Annotated in this window: 18 protein-coding genes, 5 tRNA genes and 1 riboswitch; of the genes, 5 read left to right on the top strand and 18 right to left on the bottom strand. The window is 58.3% G+C overall.

The window, feature by feature from the left end:
• Positions 1-95: 95 nt before the first annotated feature.
• A tRNA-Arg gene (locus RMV17_RS22175) sits at positions 96-172 on the bottom strand.
• 294 nt (positions 173-466) lie between these two features.
• Between RMV17_RS22175 and RMV17_RS22180 the strand changes: the two genes are divergently transcribed.
• Together RMV17_RS22180 and RMV17_RS22185 are read left to right on the top strand one after the other, a co-directional pair.
• The gene (locus RMV17_RS22180; RefSeq protein WP_108227165.1) at positions 467-703 is read left to right on the top strand and encodes a hypothetical protein; all 237 of its coding nucleotides are present in this window, start codon (positions 467-469) and stop codon (positions 701-703) included.
• Between the two features lie 20 nt (positions 704-723).
• Positions 724-903, top strand: a complete 180-nt coding sequence (locus RMV17_RS22185) for a PA3371 family protein (protein ID WP_034153318.1) — start codon at positions 724-726, stop codon at positions 901-903.
• Here the strand turns inward: RMV17_RS22185 and phnN are convergent.
• The gene (phnN, locus tag RMV17_RS22190; protein WP_311882583.1) at positions 878-1,447 is read right to left on the bottom strand and encodes a phosphonate metabolism protein/1,5-bisphosphokinase (PRPP-forming) PhnN; all 570 of its coding nucleotides are present in this window, start codon (positions 1,445-1,447) and stop codon (positions 878-880) included. The two genes, RMV17_RS22185 and phnN, sit on opposite strands and share 26 nt — an antisense overlap.
• 389 nt (positions 1,448-1,836) lie before the next feature.
• Here phnN and RMV17_RS22195 point away from each other — a divergent pair, with 389 nt between their 5' ends.
• Positions 1,837-2,163: an Arc family DNA-binding protein gene (locus RMV17_RS22195; protein WP_003178899.1), complete on the top strand. Its 327-nt coding sequence runs from the start codon at positions 1,837-1,839 to the stop codon at positions 2,161-2,163.
• A gap of 113 nt (positions 2,164-2,276) precedes the next feature.
• Here the strand turns inward: RMV17_RS22195 and mgtE are convergent, their stop codons facing one another.
• Positions 2,277-3,719, bottom strand: a complete 1,443-nt coding sequence (mgtE, locus tag RMV17_RS22200; protein ID WP_034153320.1) for a magnesium transporter — start codon at positions 3,717-3,719, stop codon at positions 2,277-2,279.
• 321 nt (positions 3,720-4,040) lie between these two features.
• Here mgtE and RMV17_RS22205 point away from each other — a divergent pair, with 321 nt between their 5' ends.
• A complete protein-coding gene (locus RMV17_RS22205; protein ID WP_311882586.1) occupies positions 4,041-4,559 on the top strand; it encodes a cell envelope protein SmpA in 519 nt (172 codons plus the stop codon).
• 19 nt (positions 4,560-4,578) lie between these two features.
• Here the strand turns inward: RMV17_RS22205 and RMV17_RS22210 are convergent.
• The 8 genes from RMV17_RS22210 to ltaE form a co-directional block, all read right to left on the bottom strand.
• Positions 4,579-4,655 (bottom strand) — tRNA-Arg (locus RMV17_RS22210).
• Between the two features lie 71 nt (positions 4,656-4,726).
• Positions 4,727-4,803: transfer RNA gene (locus RMV17_RS22215), tRNA-Arg, on the bottom strand.
• A 71-nt stretch (positions 4,804-4,874) separates the two neighbouring features.
• Positions 4,875-4,951: transfer RNA gene (locus RMV17_RS22220), tRNA-Arg, on the bottom strand.
• Positions 4,952-5,058: 107 nt separating this feature from the next.
• Positions 5,059-5,149: transfer RNA gene (locus RMV17_RS22225), tRNA-Ser, on the bottom strand.
• A 62-nt stretch (positions 5,150-5,211) separates the two neighbouring features.
• Positions 5,212-5,400 (bottom strand): carbon storage regulator CsrA, encoded by a 189-nt coding sequence (gene csrA / locus RMV17_RS22230; protein WP_002554426.1) that lies wholly within the window; start codon positions 5,398-5,400, stop codon positions 5,212-5,214.
• Positions 5,401-5,587: 187 nt separating this feature from the next.
• The gene (locus RMV17_RS22235) at positions 5,588-6,829 is read right to left on the bottom strand and encodes an aspartate kinase (protein ID WP_007919332.1); all 1,242 of its coding nucleotides are present in this window, start codon (positions 6,827-6,829) and stop codon (positions 5,588-5,590) included.
• Between the two features lie 90 nt (positions 6,830-6,919).
• Positions 6,920-9,538 (bottom strand): alanine--tRNA ligase, encoded by a 2,619-nt coding sequence (alaS, locus tag RMV17_RS22240; RefSeq protein WP_311882590.1) that lies wholly within the window; start codon positions 9,536-9,538, stop codon positions 6,920-6,922.
• A 146-nt stretch (positions 9,539-9,684) separates the two neighbouring features.
• A complete protein-coding gene (gene ltaE, locus RMV17_RS22245) occupies positions 9,685-10,689 on the bottom strand; it encodes a low-specificity L-threonine aldolase (protein ID WP_311882592.1) in 1,005 nt (334 codons plus the stop codon).
• A gap of 198 nt (positions 10,690-10,887) precedes the next feature.
• Positions 10,888-11,058: riboswitch (FMN riboswitch) on the top strand.
• 101 nt (positions 11,059-11,159) lie between these two features.
• Here ltaE and RMV17_RS22250 point away from each other — a divergent pair.
• A complete protein-coding gene (locus tag RMV17_RS22250; protein ID WP_311882594.1) occupies positions 11,160-11,669 on the top strand; it encodes a 6,7-dimethyl-8-ribityllumazine synthase in 510 nt (169 codons plus the stop codon).
• A gap of 152 nt (positions 11,670-11,821) precedes the next feature.
• Here the strand turns inward: RMV17_RS22250 and astE are convergent, their stop codons facing one another.
• The 7 genes from astE to RMV17_RS22285 form a co-directional block, all read right to left on the bottom strand.
• Positions 11,822-12,832, bottom strand: coding sequence for a succinylglutamate desuccinylase (gene astE / locus RMV17_RS22255; protein WP_311882596.1), 1,011 nt, complete (start codon positions 12,830-12,832; stop codon positions 11,822-11,824).
• 12 nt (positions 12,833-12,844) lie between these two features.
• Positions 12,845-13,135 carry a hypothetical protein gene (locus RMV17_RS22260; RefSeq protein WP_016983958.1) on the bottom strand — a complete coding sequence of 97 codons (291 nt, stop codon included), beginning with the start codon at positions 13,133-13,135 and terminating at the stop codon, positions 12,845-12,847.
• Positions 13,136-13,192: 57 nt separating this feature from the next.
• Positions 13,193-14,539 (bottom strand): N-succinylarginine dihydrolase, encoded by a 1,347-nt coding sequence (gene astB, locus RMV17_RS22265; protein ID WP_311882598.1) that lies wholly within the window; start codon positions 14,537-14,539, stop codon positions 13,193-13,195.
• A gap of 162 nt (positions 14,540-14,701) precedes the next feature.
• Complete coding sequence (astD, locus tag RMV17_RS22270; RefSeq protein ID WP_311887080.1) at positions 14,702-16,171, bottom strand: succinylglutamate-semialdehyde dehydrogenase; 1,470 nt, start codon at positions 16,169-16,171, stop codon at positions 14,702-14,704.
• Positions 16,168-17,193 carry an arginine N-succinyltransferase gene (gene astA, locus RMV17_RS22275; RefSeq protein ID WP_077574191.1) on the bottom strand — a complete coding sequence of 342 codons (1,026 nt, stop codon included), beginning with the start codon at positions 17,191-17,193 and terminating at the stop codon, positions 16,168-16,170. Before astA ends, astD begins: the two co-directional genes overlap by 4 nt.
• A 51-nt stretch (positions 17,194-17,244) precedes the next feature.
• On the bottom strand, positions 17,245-18,264 hold the full coding sequence (aruF, locus tag RMV17_RS22280) for an arginine/ornithine succinyltransferase subunit alpha (protein ID WP_007919353.1): 1,020 nt from the start codon (positions 18,262-18,264) through the stop codon (positions 17,245-17,247).
• 203 nt (positions 18,265-18,467) lie between these two features.
• The gene (locus tag RMV17_RS22285) at positions 18,468-19,688 is read right to left on the bottom strand and encodes an aspartate aminotransferase family protein (protein WP_016983954.1); all 1,221 of its coding nucleotides are present in this window, start codon (positions 19,686-19,688) and stop codon (positions 18,468-18,470) included.
• Positions 19,689-19,757 lie beyond the last annotated feature (69 nt).

A 19,757-nucleotide genomic window follows, 5' to 3' on the forward strand; every position in this document is an offset into this window, starting at 1 on the left:
AAGGGCATGCAAGCCGCGACTATGCCTCACCTCACGTACGGATTGAGCACCTCAGGACCAGCGAGCATTATAAAGAAGGGAGTTTCAACGATGGATGGTGTCCCAGGGCAGGTTCGAACTGCCAACCTTCCCCTTAGGAGGGGGATGCTCTATCCAATTGAGCTACTGGGACATTCGTTTGTCGCAGCAGACGCTGCATAACGGACGGCGTGCATGTTAACCACCGAACCCCGATTTGTCATGTCGTCCGTAGGCTTTTTAAGTGTAGGCAGGAGCCCTGTGATGCTGCGGGAAGAATTACCGTGCATTTTGCACTCCCCCTAAAAAGCCATCATTGCAGATTGCAACCTGCACAATCCGAAAAACCCGCTCAAATGCTTGTTTTTAAAGGACTTAACAGAGGTTAAACTGTTGGCACGAGGGCTGCTTTGTCTGTTCTATTAGAAGAACATTCGGAGCTACACCCATGAACAGCACCCTTTTGCTTGCAAACGCAATTGCTCTAGCGGTTTTGGTGGGTTTCCATTTTGTGGCCGAAAGCGACTCGCCGGAGCCATTGGCCCAGCGCATGCCACATTACTTGCAGGTTCAAAGAGCACCCCAACTGGCGGTGCTGAGCGATCAGGACACCTCTACCCCACAGGCCGTCAGCAACTCTGAGCAGGTGCGACCAGCACTGACCTCCGAACGTCTGGTTTTTTGAAATATTTTCAGGAGTACAACATGTCCAAGTCAGCTGCGGGATTTCTGATCCTCGCCCTATTGAGCGGCGTTGTGCATTTATCGCTGTTCGAGGGCGCTGAAATCACCCTGCCCCTGATTGGCTGCGCTGTTTGTACCGTGCTATTTGTGCTCGCATTGGCCGCAGGACGAAAGATCAAATTTGATCCGGTTTTACGCTGAGCCTGATCAGACGCAAGAGACCATTCACGGCATCCGCCAAGTCTCCGGAATTGTCGATTAGATGTACCGGCGCATCACTTGATCTTCTATCCTTGAACAACACGTTGCGAGCCAGCCTTGCGTTAATCTGCTCAAGCGTTTCTCGGCCGCGCCTGAGCAAGCGCTCTCGCAACACTTCATCCCTGACCGTCAACAAAACCGGCAGCAGTTCTGGATAGCGCTCCATTGCCTGACGCAGATTGGCCCGCGAGCCATTGACCAATACATGCCGTCCAGCATTCAGCCATTGATCCATTTTCACTGGAATCCCGTAGGCAAGGCCGTTGGCACGCCAGGCCAGTGAGAAACCGCCGACGAGCTCGCGGCGCTCGAACTCCTCCGGCGTCACGCCAATAGCATCCTCCCCCACCGATTCAGCAGATCGCGTGATCACCCGGCGAATCACTTGGCAGTTCAACGCAAGTAATGGCTCGCGCGCGGCCTCAATCAAACTGTCCTTGCCTGAACCGGACGGCCCCATCAAATAAATTAGCTTGCCATCCATCCCGAAAATGCCCTCGGCAGGTGTCTGCCACTAGTAAATCGGCAATTTGCCACTATTCTGTAAAGGTAAGGAACAAGGATGCAGAACCCGCATAGCATGCACGTTCTGATGCCATCGGACATCAATTGATGTGCAGCAAGAAGCGGACAAGGATGCGGGCAGAGGTAAAGATTTCAAACCAGTCCGCATTTCTGATGATTGGTGCTGGCATTACGCCTTTACCCAGCTCAATATTTGTCACAGAATTGACGCCAATGATCTGGCAATTTTGAGGCATGATGCGGGCCTCTTAACAATTCAGGTTGAACCATTTGGCGCGGATGCTTGTCCTACCACACATCCTGCGGCCAATCCCGAGAACCGCTCCCCTGAACTAACCGGTTAAATATATGCGCCCATTGAAACAGGCAATTTATTCCAGCCGTACGGCTGACAAGTTCGTCGTACGTCTGCCAGACGGAATGCGTGAACGCATTGCCGAGGTGGCTCGCAATCATCATCGCAGCATGAACTCCGAGATCATCGCGCGCCTTGAGCAGAGTCTTATTCAGGAAGGCGCACTGGGCGAAGAGCTGAGCATGCGCCTGGACAGCCCGGAGCTGTCGTTGCACGAGCGCGAGCTGTTGCAACGTTTCCGTCAACTGTCTCACCGCCAACAGAACGCACTGGTGTCCTTGATTGCCCACGACGCCGAAATGGCAGCAGACGCGTCCTGAGTCATACCGAACATCTCAAGCCAGCTTAACCGCTGGCTTTTTTTTGCGTGGAATTTGAGATTTCGCAGACACAAAAAAGCCCGCCAATTGGCGGGCAGTTTCGCTAATACCGATCAGAGCAGGAAGATTGTCGCCAACCCCAAGAAGATGAAGAAGCCGCCACTGTCAGTCATCGCGGTAATCATCACGCTCGCACCCATGGCAGGGTCCCGCCCCATTTTTGCCAGGGTCATCGGAATCAATACCCCCATCAGGGCTGCCAACAACAGATTGAGCGTCATTGCCGCAGTCATTACCACGCCCAACGACCAACTGCCGTAAAGCAGGTAAGCAACCACACCAATCACACCACCCCAGACAAGGCCATTGATCAAGCCAACGGCCAATTCCTTGCGCATCAGGCGCGAAGTATTGCCGGTGCTGACCTGGTCGAGCGCCATGGCGCGAACGATCATGGTGATGGTCTGGTTACCGGAGTTGCCGCCAATACCGGCCACGATCGGCATCAGTGCTGCGAGCGCTACCAGTTTCTCGATCGAGCCTTCGAACAGACCGATCACTCGAGAGGCGACAAACGCAGTGATCAGGTTGACCGCCAGCCATGCCCAACGGTTGCGTAAAGACTTCCAGACGGAGGCAAAGATGTCTTCCTCTTCACGCAGACCGGCCATGTTGAGAACTTCGCTCTCACTCTCTTCACGAATCAGGTCAACCATTTCATCAATGGTCAGACGACCGATCAGCTTGCCGTTCTTGTCGACCACAGGAGCCGAGATCAAGTCGTAACGTTCGAACGCCTGAGCAGCGTCGTAAGCATCTTCGTCCGGATGGAAACTTACCGGATCGCTAGCCATCACCTCGGCAACCTGCTTGTCTGGATCATTGACCAACAGACGCTTGATCGGCAGCACACCTTTGAGCACACCGTCGTAGTCGACAACGAACAGCTTGTCGGTGTGACCCGGCAACTCTTTGAGGCGACGCAGGTAACGCAGAACCACTTCAAGGCTGACATCCTCACGGATAGTCACCATCTCGAAGTCCATCAACGCACCGACCTGCTCCTCGTCGTAAGACAAGGCCGACCGCACGCGCTCACGCTGCTGGTTATCCAGACTCTCCATCAGTTCATGGACGACGTCTCGCGGCAGCTCGGAAGCCAGGTCAGCAAGTTCATCGGCATCCATGTCCTTGGCGGCAGCCAGGAGCTCGTGATCATCCATGTCGGCGATCAGCGTTTCACGAACGGAGTCGGATACTTCGAGAAGAATGTCGCCGTCGCGATCAGCCTTGACCAATTGCCAGAGCGTCAGACGATCGTCCAGCGGCAAGGCTTCAAGGATATAGGCGACGTCGGCGGAGTGCAGATCATCAAGCTTGCGTTGCAGCTCGACGAGATTTTGCCGGTGAACCAGATTTTCGACGCGATCGTGATGCGCGCCTTCCTGGCGATGAGTCAGGTCTTCGACGACCCGCTGACGCTGCAGCAGTTCGACGACCTGAGCCAGGCGATCCTGCAGGCTTTCTTGTGTTTTCTTTACTTCGATTTCAGACATAGGCGAACTCCACTCCCAGCAGCGGGGCACGCCGGAAGGATCAATCAGTCAATTCATGATTGGTGAAACTATTTACTGAGTAACTACTGGGTAAGTCCATGGAGGTTTTCCATAAGCCCCGGCGGGGCTGACGGGCGCAATGATACACCGCCTGACGGTTTTAAACGTTAAAAAATCACGGTCGAAACAAGCGCTTGCGAAACAAACCTGAGCACTGTCCTGATCCCTGCAAATGCGACGACTCATCCTGAAAAGAAAACACACCGGCACCGAAAAATGCATCGACTACCCTTGAGCGTAGATCGTCATGGAGGACGTCGAATGCCATTTAAAACACCTCACCTTGTAGTCGCCAGCCTGCTCTGCCTGCCCCCTGACGCCGCCGCGATCACGCTTCATCGCTGTGAAGCCGCTGATGGCAGCGTCACGTTCACCTCGATGAGCTGTGCGCACGGTGAACGGCGCTCAGCACAGGAAGTCCACCCCTACTCCCCCGGATCAGTCACGGCAGTGATGCCGGAGCACAACCACGAAGAAACATCAGGCATGACAACGCGAAATAGAGAACCAGGCATCATTGGTCACAATGAAGACAAATGCGGAAACCTGATCGACGCGAGACAACGTCGCGCAGCGATCATCAATCAACGCGTGATTGCCGGCATGAATCAGCAAGACGTCGAAAGCGCGCTAGGCAAACCGGACAAGGTGAATATTCGAACGTCGACGACGAGCTACCGATACGACCTCAAGCGAGGCCGTAGTGCTCAAATAGATTTTGATGAGCGAGGATGCGTAAAGGCAAAAACCAAATCCCGGACAGCAAAAAGCCCGCGTTAAACGCGGGCTTTTCGGTATATGGTGCACTCGACAGGATTCGAACCTGTGACCGCTCGGTTCGTAGCCGAGTACTCTATCCAGCTGAGCTACGAGTGCATTTGTGTTTTTAGCCCAGACCACAACTGGATGAAGCCAAGTTAGCTGCATTACTGCAATCAACTCTTAAATGGTGCACTCGACAGGATTCGAACCTGTGACCGCTCGGTTCGTAGCCGAGTACTCTATCCAGCTGAGCTACGAGTGCATTTGTGTTTTTAGACCAGATCACATCTGGTTGAAGCCAAGTCATTTACATTGCTGTAACTGACTCTTAAATGGTGCACTCGACAGGATTCGAACCTGTGACCGCTCGGTTCGTAGCCGAGTACTCTATCCAGCTGAGCTACGAGTGCATTTGTTGCGCCGCATTATAGCCCGTCTAATCTCTATTCCAACCACTTTTTCTATTAATTTCAACAACTTACAGAAAAAGCCAGATTACGACGTACTAAGCAAATAATGGCGGAGAACGGGGGATTCGAACCCCCGACACCCTTGTGAGGTGTACTCCCTTAGCAGGGGAGCGCCTTCGGCCACTCGGCCAGCTCTCCGCAACACGGGGCGTATCTTAACCAACCTTTTCCCCGTTTGCAAACATAAAAATCGATAAAAATTAATGGCTTGGTTCTTCGTCCTTCTCTTTCTTTATACGCAGGTAAATTTCCTCACGGTGCACGGCAACCTCTTTCGGGGCGTTGACGCCGATACGCACTTGGTTTCCTTTAACGCCGAGCACGGTCACGGTGATTTCGCCATCACCAATAATCAGGCTTTCTGCGCACCGACGAGTCAGAATCAGCATACCTTTCTCCTCACGCAATTCAGTTCAGGGACAACAGTCTGCAAAAAAAAGGCACCCGACCTACAACCGGAGCGATCGTAGCCCTACATGCCTGAGTATTGACCAGCGCGAGCAAAAGAACAGTTGAGGGCTCGCGCCATTCAAAAAATAAAGGGCGCGGTCAGACCGCGCCCTTCAAGAAACGGAATTACTCGCCTTGACGGGCGGGAGCATCCAGTTCGAAAGCCGTGTGCAGGGCGCGCACGGCCAGTTCCAGGTACTTCTCTTCGATGACCACGGAAACCTTGATTTCCGAAGTCGAGATCATCTGGATGTTGATGCTTTCTTTTGCCAGGGATTCGAACATGCGGCTGGCCACGCCTGCGTGGGAACGCATGCCGACGCCGACGATCGAGACCTTGGCAATCTTGGTGTCGCCTACGACTTCACGGGCACCGATCTCGCGAGCGGTGTTTTCCAGCACGGTCTGTGCGGCCTGGTAGTCGTTGCGGTGCACGGTGAAGGTGAAGTCGGTGGTGTTATCGTGCGCGACGTTCTGCACGATCATGTCGACTTCGATGTTCGCGGCACTGATCGGGCCGAGAATCTTGAACGCCACGCCCGGGGTGTCTGGCACGCCACGGATGGTCAGCTTGGCTTCATCGCGGTTGAAAGCGATGCCGGAAATGATCGGCTGTTCCATGGTTTCCTCTTCATCAATAGTAATGAGGGTGCCCGGACCCTCCTTGAAGCTGTGCAGTACGCGCAGCGGAACGTTGTATTTGCCGGCGAATTCCACCGCACGGATCTGCAACACCTTGGAACCGAGGCTGGCCATTTCCAGCATCTCTTCAAAGGTAATCTTGTCGAGACGCTGAGCGACTGGCACGACACGCGGGTCAGTGGTGTAAACACCATCGACGTCGGTGTAGATCTGGCACTCGTCAGCCTTCAACGCAGCAGCCAGCGCCACGCCGGTGGTATCCGAACCGCCACGACCGAGGGTGGTGATGTTGCCGTGTTCGTCGACGCCCTGGAAACCGGCGACAACCACCACGCGACCCGCTTTCAGATCACCGCGAATCTTCTGGTCATCAATCTGCAAGATACGCGCTTTATTGTGCGCACTGTCGGTCAGGATCCGCACCTGATTACCGGTGTACGACACCGCTGGCACGCCGCGCTTGATCAGCGCCATGGCCAACAGGGCAATCGTCACCTGCTCACCAGTGGAAACGATCACATCCAGTTCACGCGGAACCGGTTGAGTGTCGCCACTGATTTGTTTGGCCAGATCGATCAGACGGTTGGTTTCGCCGCTCATTGCAGACAGCACAACCACCAGGTCATCGCCGGCATCGCGGAATTTCTTAACCTTGTCGGCGACCTGCTCGATTCTCTCGACAGTACCGACCGAGGTGCCTCCAAATTTCTGTACGATCAAAGCCATTTCAAAGCCGCCTCTGCCCATGAAGGGCGCCCAATAATCACTCGAACAGCCGCCGGGCCCGCCACTAGACTGCGGGCCCGACGGGCCGTCTTATAAACCCTGCTCGACGAATGGAACGGTCAGCGCCAGTGCGCCATCCAGTGCGCCGGCGTCAATACCGCCGCCCTGCGCCATGTCCGGACGACCACCGCCCTTCCCGCCCACTGCCGCAGCAGCCTGCTTCATCAAATCACCGGCTTTGAGTTGGCCAGTCAGGTCCTTGGTTACGCCTGCAACCAGTACGACCTTTTCCTCATGGACACTGCCGAGCAGGATCACTGCGCGGCCGAGTTTGTTCTTCAACTGATCAACCAGCGCCAGTAGCGCCTTGGCGTCCTGCCCATCCAGACGTGCGGCCAAGACCTTCACGCCCTTGACGTCCAGTGCCGAAGACGACAGATCGTCACCCGCAGCGCTGGCCGCCTTGGCTTGCAACTGCTCGAGTTGCTTCTCCAGTTGGCGATTGCGCTCCAGCACAGCCGACAGCTTGTCGATCAGGTTGTCGCGGCTGCCCTTGACCAGGCTGGCCGCTTCCTTGAGTTGTTCTTCTGCCGCGTTCAAGTAGGCCAGTGCCGCAGCACCAGTGACTGCCTCGATACGACGCACGCCCGATGCCACACCGCCTTCGCTGATGATTTTCAGCAGGCCGATGTCGCCGGTACGGTTGGCGTGGATACCGCCGCACAGCTCGACGGAGAAATCACCGCCCATGCTCAGGACGCGCACGTTGTCGCCGTACTTCTCGCCGAACAGCGCCATCGCGCCTTTGTTCTTCGCGGTTTCGATGTCGGTTTCTTCGGTTTCAACGGCGGAGTTCTTGCGGATCTCGGCGTTGACGATGTCTTCCAGCGCTTTGATCTGCTCAGGCTTGATCGCTTCGAAGTGGCTGAAGTCGAAACGCAGGCGCTGGCTATCCACCAACGAACCTTTCTGCTGAACGTGCTCGCCCAGTACCTGACGCAGCGCAGCGTGCAGCAAGTGCGTGGCCGAATGGTTCAGCGAAGTCGCGTGACGCACTTCGGCGTCGACGTGGGTTTCCACTGGCGCGCCGATGGTCAGGCTGCCCGAATCCAGCACGCCGTGGTGCAGGAAGGCGCCGCCAGTCTTGGTGGTGTCACGTACGTCGAAACGCGCGCTGCCCGCCTGAAGGAAACCGCAGTCGCCGATCTGGCCGCCGGATTCAGCGTAGAACGGCGTCTGGTTCAGAACGATCACCGCCTCTTCGCCTTCATTCAAGACGTCGACCGACTGGCCATCTTTATAGATAGCGACAATTTTTGCCGAACCGCTGGTGTCTTTGTAACCGGTGAACTCGGTGGCCACATCAACCTTGACCAGGGTGTTGTAGTCCAGACCGAAGGAGCTGGCCGAACGCGCGCGAACACGCTGGGCTTCCATCTCACGTTCGAAGCCGACTTCGTCGACCGTCAGGCTGCGCTCGCGGGCGATGTCGGCGGTCAGGTCCATCGGGAAACCGTAGGTGTCGTAGAGTTTGAACACCACGTCGCCCGGCACCACGGTGCCTTTGAGTTCCAGCAGATCCTGCTCGAGAATTTTCAGGCCGTGCTCCAGAGTCTTGGAGAACTGCTCTTCTTCAGCCTTGAGCACGCGCTCGATGTTGCTCTGCTGCTTCTTCAGTTCCGGGAAGGCTTCGCCCATCTCGGCAACCAGCGCCGCGACGATCTTGTAGAAGAAGCTGCCAGTGGCGCCCAGCTTGTTACCGTGACGGCAGGCGCGACGGATGATCCGGCGCAGCACATAACCGCGACCTTCGTTGGACGGCAGCACGCCATCGGCAATCAGGAAACCGCACGAACGGATGTGGTCAGACACGACTTTCAGCGAAGACTGGTCGCCGTTTTCGCAACCGATTGCCTCAGCCGAAGCTTTCAGCAGGTTCTTGAACAGGTCGATGTCGTAGTTGGAATTGACGTGCTGCATCACCGCACTGATCCGCTCCAGGCCCATACCGGTATCGACCGACGGCGCTGGCAACGGATGCAACACGCCGTCGGCGGTGCGGTTGAACTGCATGAACACGTTGTTCCAGATCTCGATGTAACGGTCGCCGTCTTCTTCCGGCGAGCCCGGCGGGCCACCCCAGATGTGATCGCCGTGATCGTAGAAAATCTCGGTGCATGGGCCGCACGGGCCGGTATCGCCCATGGTCCAGAAGTTGTCGGAGGCGTACGGTGCGCCTTTGTTGTCGCCGATGCGGATCATGCGCTCGGCAGGCACACCGATTTCTTTGGTCCAGATGTCATACGCTTCGTCATCCGAGGCGTAAACGGTAACCCAGAGTTTTTCCTTCGGCAGTTGCAGTACGCCGGTCAGGAAGGTCCACGCGTAGGTGATCGCGTCCTTCTTGAAATAGTCACCGAAGCTGAAGTTACCGAGCATTTCGAAGAACGTGTGGTGACGAGCGGTATAACCGACGTTTTCCAGGTCGCTGTTCTTGCCACCGGCACGCACGCATTTCTGGCTGCTGGTCGCGCGGGTGTACGCACGTTTTTCCTGGCCCAGGAAGCAGTCCTTGAACTGGTTCATCCCCGCGTTAGTGAACAGCAGGGTTGGGTCGTTGCCCGGAATCAAAGAGCTGGAGGCTACACGGGTGTGGCCTTGCTCTTCGAAGAAGCGAAGGAAGGCTTCACGGATTTCTGCGCTTTTCATTAGGTTCTTCCACGGAGGCTGCGGCCAAAGGCCTGTTCGAAACGTCAACAGACGAAGCGACGGCAAAGGGCCGCATTATATCGGCCCTGCGCGCGGGGTACAGCGTGTTTATACGATAGAAACGGTCAATTGGACGGCTAACGCTGTCACTTGCGCGAAAAGTCGACGAATGTCGCGATCACTTGCTCGATTTGCGAGCGATTGACGTCCATGTGCGTGACCATGCGCAGACGCGCGGCGGCGCTCAATTTGATCCCGCGCTCGCCGGCAAAGGCCTTGATCGCTTCGGCTTTGTCGCCCATTTGCACATAAACCATGTTGGTTTGCACCGGTTCGACGATGAAACCTGCTTCACGCAAGCCGTCGGCGAGCAATTGCGCGTTGGCGTGGTCGTCCGCCAGACGCTCAACGTTGTGATCCAGCGCATACAGACCCGCCGCCGCCAACAGCCCGGCCTGGCGCATGCCGCCACCAACCATTTTGCGCAAACGACGAGCCTTGCCGATCAGTTGCTCAGAACCGCACAACACCGAGCCGACCGGCGCGCCAAGACCTTTGGACAGGCACACCGATACCGAATCAAAGTACTGAGTGATTTCCCGGGCATCGACGCCCAGCTTGACCGCCGCGTTGTACAGGCGCGCGCCGTCGAGGTGCAGTTGCAAGCCTTTATCCTGAGTGAAGCGGCGGGCCCGAGCCAGATATTCCAGTGGCAGCACTTTGCCCTGCATGGTGTTTTCCAGCGCCAGCAAACGGGTCCGGGCGAAATGGAAGTCGTCAGGCTTGATCGCCGCCGCGACCTGATCCAGATCCAGCGAGCCGTCAGCCTGCACTTCCAGTGGTTGCGGCTGGATCGAACCGAGCACCGCCGCGCCACCGCCCTCGTACTTGTAGGTATGCGCCTGTTGGCCAACGATATATTCGTCGCCGCGCTCGCAATGCGCCATCAACCCCAGCAAGTTGCTCATGGTGCCAGTCGGCACGAACAGCGCGGCGGCAAAGCCCAGACGCTTGGCCAGTTCGGCTTCCAGGCGATTGACCGTCGGATCTTCGCCGTACACGTCATCACCGGTGTCCGCCGCGGTCATCGCGTCGAGCATGGCGGGAGTCGGTTGGGTGACGGTGTCGCTGCGAAGATCGATAACGCTCATGAACCTGGCCTCAAGTCAGCAGGGGAAATCCCTTTACGAAGTTGAATTACTGCGGTCATCGCGCGGATTAATCAAGCCTTGCGCAAGGAAAAGCCGTTTCGAACCGCCAGAAAATTCGATGGCAATCATCAGAAAGGCGCAATGCACAGAGCCACAATCTGTGTTAAAAACGCTGCGCCGCCCGAGAAAGGGCGGCAAAAACGTTCTCAGGGCGGGGTGCAATTCCCCACCGGCGGTAATTGCGCGCAATGCGCATAGCCCGCGAGCGCTTGGCGACGAACACGGCAAAAGCTGTGATCGCGGCAAGGTCAGCAGACCCGGTGTGATTCCGGGGCCGACGGTCATAGTCCGGATGAAGAGAGAACGGGATTAACGCCAAAGGGCCGTCCGCGCGATGTTGTGCGTGTGCGCACCCTTGAATCCCTTTCGATTCATAACGCCCTGTTTTTCACACAAACAGGAGTCAGAACATGCAACCCACCGCTATCGACAGCAAAAGCAAACACCCTCACGGCGAGCGCGTCGCGTTCATCCAGGCCTGCTGGCACAAGGAAATCGTCGACCAGAGCCGTAAAGGCTTCGTCGCCGAAATGATTGCCTTGGGTTATCAGGAATCGGACATCGATATCTTCGAAGTCGGCGGCGCCTTTGAAATGCCTCTGCACGCGAAGTTGCTGGCCAAGACCGGTCGTTATGCCGGCATCGTCGCCGCAGCCCTGGTTGTCGACGGCGGCATCTATCGTCACGAGTTCGTCGCTCAGTCGGTGGTCAGCGGCCTGATGCAGGTGCAGCTGGAAACCGAAGTGCCGGTGTTCTCGGTGTCCCTCACTCCGCACCACTTCCATGCTGGCGACGAACATCAGAAGTTCTTCTTTGACCACTTTGTGCACAAGGGTCAGGAAGCGGCGCGGACTTGCGCGGATACGCTGCGCAAGGTTCGCGCTCTGCGCCGCACCGAGCCGCATGCTGTAGCGGTCTGACGCCGAGTGAGGTTTTGACCTCACTCAAATCAAATGCGGGAGCGAGCCTGCTCGCGAAGAGGGACTGCCAGCCGACGACAAGTTGACTGGTAGACCGCTTTCGCGAGCAGGCTCGCTCCCACATTGGTTTTGTGCCGGTTTAGAGATCGCTATCAGGCGAGGTTTTCGTCGGTGGTCGGGACGATCAGGATGCCCGCGCGCAAGCCATTCTTGACCTTGGGATTGGGGAAGATGATCCGCGCGCCCTGCTCTTCGATGATCCAGCGGGTATTGGCCAGATCTTCGGCCAGCACATAACCCATCTCCAGCTCTGAAAAGTTCTCGATGTCCTGCGGCAGGTTCAGGCGGAACGCATCGCTGTGCTTGATGATTTCCCGGGCGACACTGAACAGCTGCAAACCGTCCAGCCCCTGCTCCGCCATCTCCGGCTCGGTGCCTTCAATGATCTGTTTCAAACGGGTTTCCAGCAGCGATACGTTAACCCCGTCGTTCTGCCCGAACGGCCGCGCCTTGCCCAATTCCAGCGTGAAAGCCTCGGCACCGAGCTTGTCGTAGGTGTACGAGCTGAACACGATTGAAGGCTTGTTCTGCAACAGCACTGCTTCCATGCCAGCAGCACGCAAACGCGCCAGCTCAACACGCGAATGCTGGCGACCTTCCTTCCACGGATACAGCGCGAACTGTTCGATCTTCGAGCCACGAATCGCCGTGTGCAGGTCGTAGTGCAGACGCTGGCGATCCGGCAGGCTGAAGAAACTCGCCGCCAGACGCTCCAGCTCACAGGCACGCAGTGCTTCGCTGCCACTGCTTTGTTCATGACGGCCGTTGAACAGCCGATTGACGTCCTGCTCGATGAAACGCTCGCCTTTGCGAATCGCCTCGGGGTTACCGAACAGGAACAGAATGCGTGCGCGCGGCTTCAGATCGCCACGTGCGATGTCGTGCAGCAACCGATCAAGCAACTCGATCGGCGCTGTTTCGTTGCCGTGGATACCTGCCGACAGCAGCAGGTCCAGGCCATTGTCGCGGGCTTCGGGTGGCCGGACTTCCAGCGCACCTTCGCTCAACCAGCGCATACGCACGCCTTCGACAGTCAGTTGAGTCTTCTCCGCCGGTTCGCGGCCGGCGAGGGTCAGTTCAAGCAGTTTGCCGAGGGCGAGCATAGAGCGGTTTCCTTAGTGATCGTGGTTGCAATCCGGGCCGTGCACGTGGTCTTCGTCGTCGCCGACATCAGCCGGTTCCATTTCCAGTTGCAGACTTACCAGATTAGTCGCCAATGGGCGCAGCAGCAGGTTGGCGTACTCGGCGTCACCTTCTTCAACGTCCACGCCGATCAGCAGTTGGCCACGGCCGTCCTGCTGGATCCACAGCTCTTTGCCTTGCCACATGACCGCGACGCGGGTGCACGAGGTTTGCAGTTGCGTGCCGTCGGTGTCTTCAAGGATCAGCTGCAGGGAATCGCTCATGTTTTTACTCTCTTGGGGAGACAAGCCGCGCGCCGCGTTCAGGCGACGCGCCGGCCATCAATTGATCTGGAATGGATAAACCGCGCCCAGTTTAAGGATTTGCGTCAGTTCATCCAGTGCCGTCCGGCATTCAAGCAGCAATTGCGGATCCGCCAGATCGGTTTCACTCAGGCGGTCGCGGTAGTGCTTTTCAACCCATGCGGTCAACGAACCGTACAACGGTGGCGTCATGATAACCCCTGGGTTGACCGCCGCCAGTTCGGTTTCGTTAAGCGCGACACGAAGACGCAGACACGCCGGGCCACCGCCGTTCTGCATGCTTTGCTTGAGGTCGAAGACTTTCACTTCGCGGATCAGACCGCCGGAGCTGGTCAGACTTTGCAGGTAAGTCCAGACGCGTTCGTTGGCCTGGCACTCTTGCGGCACGATCAACAACATCGAGCCATCAGGACGCGAGAGCAACTGGCTGTTGAACAGGTAGGAACGCACCGCATCATCCACGGTGACTGCCGAACGCGGCACACACACGGACTGGAAGTTGCCACCGACCTTGGCCAGTTTGCCTTGCAGTTCGGCCAGCATCTGGTCGGTCTCGAGGAAGGCATCCTCGTGATAGAACAGCACCTCGCCATTGCCCACGGCGATCACGTCGTTGTGGAACACGCCCTGATCGATCACGTTCGGGTTTTGCTGAGCGTAAACCACGCCTTCATCACGCAGACCGTGCAGACGCGCAACCGCTTGCGAGGCTTCGAGGGTCTGGCGCGCCGGGTACTTTTGCGGCGCCGGGAAACGATTGTCGAAGGCACTGCGACCGAACACAAAAAACTCGACGCCCGCCTCGCCATATTCACGGCAGAAACGCGTGTGGTTGGCCGCGCCTTCGTCACCGAACTGTGCCACTGCCGGCAGGGCGGCGTGGTGGGCGAAGTGCTGCTGATTGGCGAACATCGCGCCGAGCACGCGGCTGGTGGTCGGGTGCTCGATGCTGCGGTGGTATTTGCAGTTGAGGTTGGCGGCGGTGAAATGCACGCGACCGTCAGCGGTGTCGGCACTCGGGCTAACCGTGGCGGCGTTGGCCACCCACATGCTCGACGCCGAGCAACTGGCGACCAGCAGCGGCATGGCTTCTTTAGCGGCGCGCTCGATCACCTGAGCGTCGGTGCCACTGAAACCCAGACGGCGCAGAGCGGCCACGTCCGGACGTTCCTGCGGTGCCAGCACACCTTGCTGAAAGCCCATTTCCATCAGCGCTTTCATCTTCGCCAGACCTTGCAGCGCCGCTTCCTTCGGGTTCGAGGACTGCTGGCTGTTGCTCTGGGAGGCAACGTTGCCGTAGGACAGACCACCGTAGTTATGGGTCGGCCCCACTAGACCGTCAAAATTGACTTCATAGGATTTCATCAGCGAGGCTCCACGAGAATCTGTTGTTATAGGCTTCAGTAACTGTTCTTTAAGACCGCGGTGCGGCCATCGCTGGCAAGCCAGCTCCCACAGGATTGGTGGTGTTCACAGATTCTGTGGACGACTCGACCCCTGTGGGAGCTGGCTTGCCAGCGATTGGCATCACGCCATCTTCACGCCAGGCGTCAGGGCGGCAGGCAACACCAGGCTTGGAGTCTCCAGCGACGCCACCGGGTACGCGCAGTAATCCGCTGCGTAATAGGCGCTGGCGCGATGGTTACCCGAGGCACCGACACCGCCGAACGGCGCGCTGCTCGCAGCACCGGTCAGCTGTTTGTTCCAGTTGACGATCCCGGCGCGGCTTTCCAGCCAGAACTGCTGATAACGCGCTTCGGAATCCGACAACAAACCAGCGGCCAAGCCGTAAGCGGTGTTGTTCGCCTCAGTGATCGCCGCTTCGAAGTCGATGTAGCGAATTACTTGCAGCAACGGGCCAAACAGCTCTTCGTCCGGACGCTCGGCAACCGCCGTCACATCGAGAATGCCCGGGGTCAGCAACGCGGCCTGTGCCTGTGGCTGAGTCATCGCCAGCAACGACACCGCGCCATTGGCCAACAGATGTGCTTGAGCGTCCATCAGCGCTTTCGCCGCGCCGAGGGAAATCACCGAGCCCATGAACGGCGCGGGTTGCTGATCGAATGCACCGACCTCGATGGTCGAGCTGACTTCAACCAAACGCTTGAGCAGGCTGTCGCCCCACGCGCCTTGGGGCACCAGCAGACGGCGTGCACAGGTGCAACGCTGGCCGGCAGAAATGAACGCCGACTGAATGATCGTGTAAACAGCTGCATCGAGATCCGCGACCTGGTCGACCACCAGCGGGTTATTCCCGCCCATTTCCAGCGCGAGAATCTTGTCCGGACGCCCGGCGAATTGCTGGTGCAGATGATTGCCGGTGCGGCTCGAACCGGTGAAGAACAGACCATCGATGCCCGGGTTCGCCGCCAGCGCGATGCCGGTTTCGCGAGCGCCTTGCAGCAGGTTCAAAACGCCTGCCGGCAAGCCCGCTTCGATCCAGCATTTAACCGTCAGCTCGGCAACTTTCGGGGTCAGTTCGCTCGGTTTGAACAGCACGCTGTTACCGGCCAGCAGCGCCGGAACGATGTGACCGTTGGGCAAGTGACCGGGGAAGTTGTAAGGGCCGAACACCGCGACCACGCCGTGCGGTTTGTGGCGCAACACGGCAGTGGCGTCGCCCAACGGGCCGCTCTTCTCGCCAGTACGCTCGCGGTAGCTCTGCACCGAGATCGCGATCTTGTTGACCATGCTGGTCACTTCGGTCGCAGCTTCCCACAGCGGTTTGCCGGTCTCTTCACCAATGGTGCGAGCCAGTTCGTCAGCGTGGTTTTTCAGCGACGCGGCGAAAGCCTCAAGCACGCTGATGCGCTCTTCCAGCGTACGACGTGCCCAACCCGGAAACGCCTGACGCGCAGCCTGCACCGCCGATTCAACCTGAGCAGCGGTGGCGCCCTCCCCCGACCACAGCACTTGCTGTGTCACCGGGTTCAACGATTGAAAGGCTTCGCCCTGACCGGCCAGCCACTCACCTGCGATGTATAGCGAATTCATTATTTCGACTCCCGTGCAGCGGACAACGCCACGGCGCGCACTTGGTCGCCAGCGTTGAGTTGAAGACGTTTTGCGGTCTGCGGATCGACCACCAGCGTACCGGCAGCCAGACGCGCCGGCGCAGCGGTGATACGGCAGTCTTCGCGCTTGCGGTTATGGATGATGAACGGCGTGGCGTCGTCGCCCGGTGTACCGACAGCGAGCACCAGCGCTTCACTGTCACGCACCGCGCGGATCTTGCCGGTTTCGCATTCGATGGCGGGACCTGCGTCGAAGATGTCGACGTAACCCTGATAGCTGAAACCTTCGCCCTTGAGCATCGCCAAGGCTGGCTCGGTGTCCGGGTGAACCTGACCGATGACACTGCGCGCGCCTTCGGAGAGGAAGCAGGTGTACAGCGGGAATTTCGGCATCAGTTCAGCGATGAACGCCTTGTTGCCAACCCCGGTGAGGTAGTCAGCCTGACTGAATTCCATTTTGAAGAAGTGCCGACCGAGGCTTTCCCAGAACGGCGAACGGCCAGCGTCATCGGAGACACCGCGCATTTCGGCAATGATCTTGTTGCCGAACAGCTCAGGGAATTCCGCGATGAACAGCATCCGCGCCTTCGACAGCATGCGACCGTTCAGACCGCTGCGGTAATCGGCATGCAGGAACAGCGAGCACAGTTCGGAATTGCCGGTCAGGTCGTTGGCCAGAAACAGCGTCGGAATCTCGCGATAGATGTTCAGCTCTTGCGAAGCGCTGACAGTGAGGCCGACACGGAAGTTGTACCAGGGCTCACGCATACCGACCGCGCCGGCGATGGCAGAAATCCCCACCACGCGGCCGTCGTCGTCTTCGAGCACGAACAGGTAGTCCGCATCGCCACGGCCGGCTTCGCCGCGAAAGGTCTTCTCGGCCCAGCCGACCCGGTGGGCCAGACGTTCTTCGTTGGCCGGCAATGTGGTCAGGCCGGTGCCGGTGCTGCGGGCCAGGTCGATCAGCGCGGATAAATCGCTGCTGCGTACGGGACGAACAATCATGCTATCTCCTCAAACGGGCCGCCTTCGCCACCCGTGAAACTCGCTAAGGCGTTAAACCGCCACCAGGCGCACGCTGGCACCTTCACCGACGCCCAGGGCTTCGGCCGCTTCCAGATCCAGAGTCACCGGTTTGCCCGGCGCGTAATCCAGTTCCAGCAGCACCGCGCGGTAATCCTGCAACTGCGCATTGGCCACCAGATACTGGCGCCCGGCACCTTTGACCGGCTCGCCGATCTTCACCGGCACCACGCGGCTCTGGGCGATCGAACGGATCCCCGAAACGCGCGCATGCAGGGTCGGGCCACCGTCGAAAATGTCGATGTAGTGATCGGTCTCGAAGCCTTCGCGCATCAGGATGTCGAAGGTGATCTGCGCACGCGGATGCACCTGGCCCATCGCCTCTTGGGCGGAATCCGGCAGCAGCGGCACGTAGATCGGGTAATGCGGCATCAGCTCGGCAAGGAACGTGCGGCTTTTCAGCCCGCACAGACGTTCGGCTTCGGCGTAGTTGAGGTCGAAGAAGTTGCGACCGATCGCATCCCAGAATGGCGAGTCGCCGTTCTCGTCGCTGTAACCGACGATCTCGGTGACCACCGAATCAGCGAAACGCTCCGGATGGCTGGCGACGAATAACAGACGGCCACGGGAATTGAGCTCGGACCACGGCGAACCGACCAGCTCGCGCTGCACGTAGAAACTGGTCAGCAAGCTGTTGCCGGTCAGGTCGTGGCACTGCGAGAGCACGTGGATCTTGTTGTGGATCTTCAGCTCGCGCGAAGCATGCACGAAGGTCTCGTTGCGGAAGCTGTAGAAAGGTTCCGAATAACCGGCCGAAGCGACGATGGCCGAGCAGCCGACCAGCTTGCCGGTGGTGGAATCTTCAAGGACGAAGAAGTAACTCTCTTCGCCGTTGAAGCTCACTTCGGCGGCGAACGACGCTTCGCTCGCCGCGATCTTGTCGCTCAGACGTTCCACGTCATCCGGCAAGGAAGTGACACCAATCGGGCTGTCCGCAGCCAGACGCTGTACCTCGCCCAGATCAGCCATTTGCGCGGGGCGCATCACCAGCATGGTGTCACTCCTTTCTCTTATCAATTCACAGAAAAAAACACCGGACACTGTGGGAGCGAGCTTGCTCGCGAAAGCGGTGTATCAGTCAGCATAGATGGCGACTGAAACTCCCTCTTCGCGAGCAAGCTCGCTCCCACAATGAATCTCACCGGCATCAAAAATTGGGTTCGACGCCTGAAAAACTCCAGGCGTCGAAGGCTCTATCAGGCTTGCGTCAGTGCTGCAGCAGCGCGTTCGAAACGGTCGAGACCGGCATCGATATCAGCGTCTTCCACCACCAGGCTCGGGGCGAAACGAATCACGTCCGGGCCGGCTTGCAGAATCATCAGGCCTTCTTTTTCAGCGGCGTTGAAGATGTCTTTGGCCTTGCCTTTCCAGGCATCGTTCAGTACGCAACCGATCAGCAGACCGAGGCCACGCACCTGAGTGAACAGGCCGTACTTCTCGCCGATCTGCTCAAGGCGCGCTTTGAACTTGTCGTGTTTGGCGTTCACACCGTTCAGCACTTCTGGCGTGTTGATCACGTCGATTACCGCTTCAGCGACCGCACACGCCAGCGGGTTGCCGCCGTACGTGGTGCCGTGAGTACCGACGACCAGATGTTTGGCCAGCGCTTCGGTGGTCAGCATTGCCGCGATCGGGAAACCGCCGCCCAGGCTCTTGGCGCTGGTCAGGATGTCCGGAGTCACGCCGTAATGCTGGTAGGCGAACAGCTTGCCGCTGCGGCCCATGCCGGTCTGCACTTCGTCGAACACCAGCAGCGCGTTGTTCGCGTCGCACAGTTCGCGGGCACCTTGCAGGTAAGCCAGTTCGGCCGGCAGCACGCCGCCCTCGCCCTGGATCGGTTCCAGCACGACTGCGCAGGTCTTGTCGGAAACGGCGGCTTTCAGCGCGGCCAGATCGTTATAAGGCACGTGAGTGATGCCGGTGATTTTCGGGCCGAAACCGTCGGAGTACTTCGACTGGCCACCGACGTTGACGGTGAACAGGGTACGGCCGTGGAAGCTGTTCAGCGCGGCGATGATTTCGTACTTCTCAGTGCCAAAACGGTCGAACGCCACACGGCGGGCCAGCTTGAACGCGGCCTCGTTGGCTTCAGCGCCGGAGTTGCAGAAGAACACGCGCTCAGCGAACGTGGCGTCGATCAGCTTGTGCGCCAGGCGCAGGGCTGGCTCGTTGGTGAACACGTTGGACACATGCCACAGCTTGTTCGCCTGTTCGGTCAAGGCACCGACCAGCGCCGGGTGCGCGTGGCCCAATACGTTGACGGCGATGCCGCCGGCGAAGTCGATCAGCTCGCGGCCGGCCTGATCCCAGACGCGGGAACCGGCGCCACGCACTGGAATGAAAGCGGCAGGCGCGTAGTTGGGAACCATTACCTGGTCGAAGTCGGCGCGTTGTACCGCAGCGTGCTCAACGGACATCGGAGTCTCCTGATGAGAAACACTCGCCTGAAACTGGCGAGCTTGGTGAGGATTGTAAGGACAGTTTTC

Origin of the sequence: Pseudomonas sp. VD-NE ins (assembly GCF_031882575.1) — a bacterium.
Taxonomy (GTDB): Bacteria; Pseudomonadota; Gammaproteobacteria; order Pseudomonadales; family Pseudomonadaceae; genus Aquipseudomonas; species Aquipseudomonas fluorescens_BZ.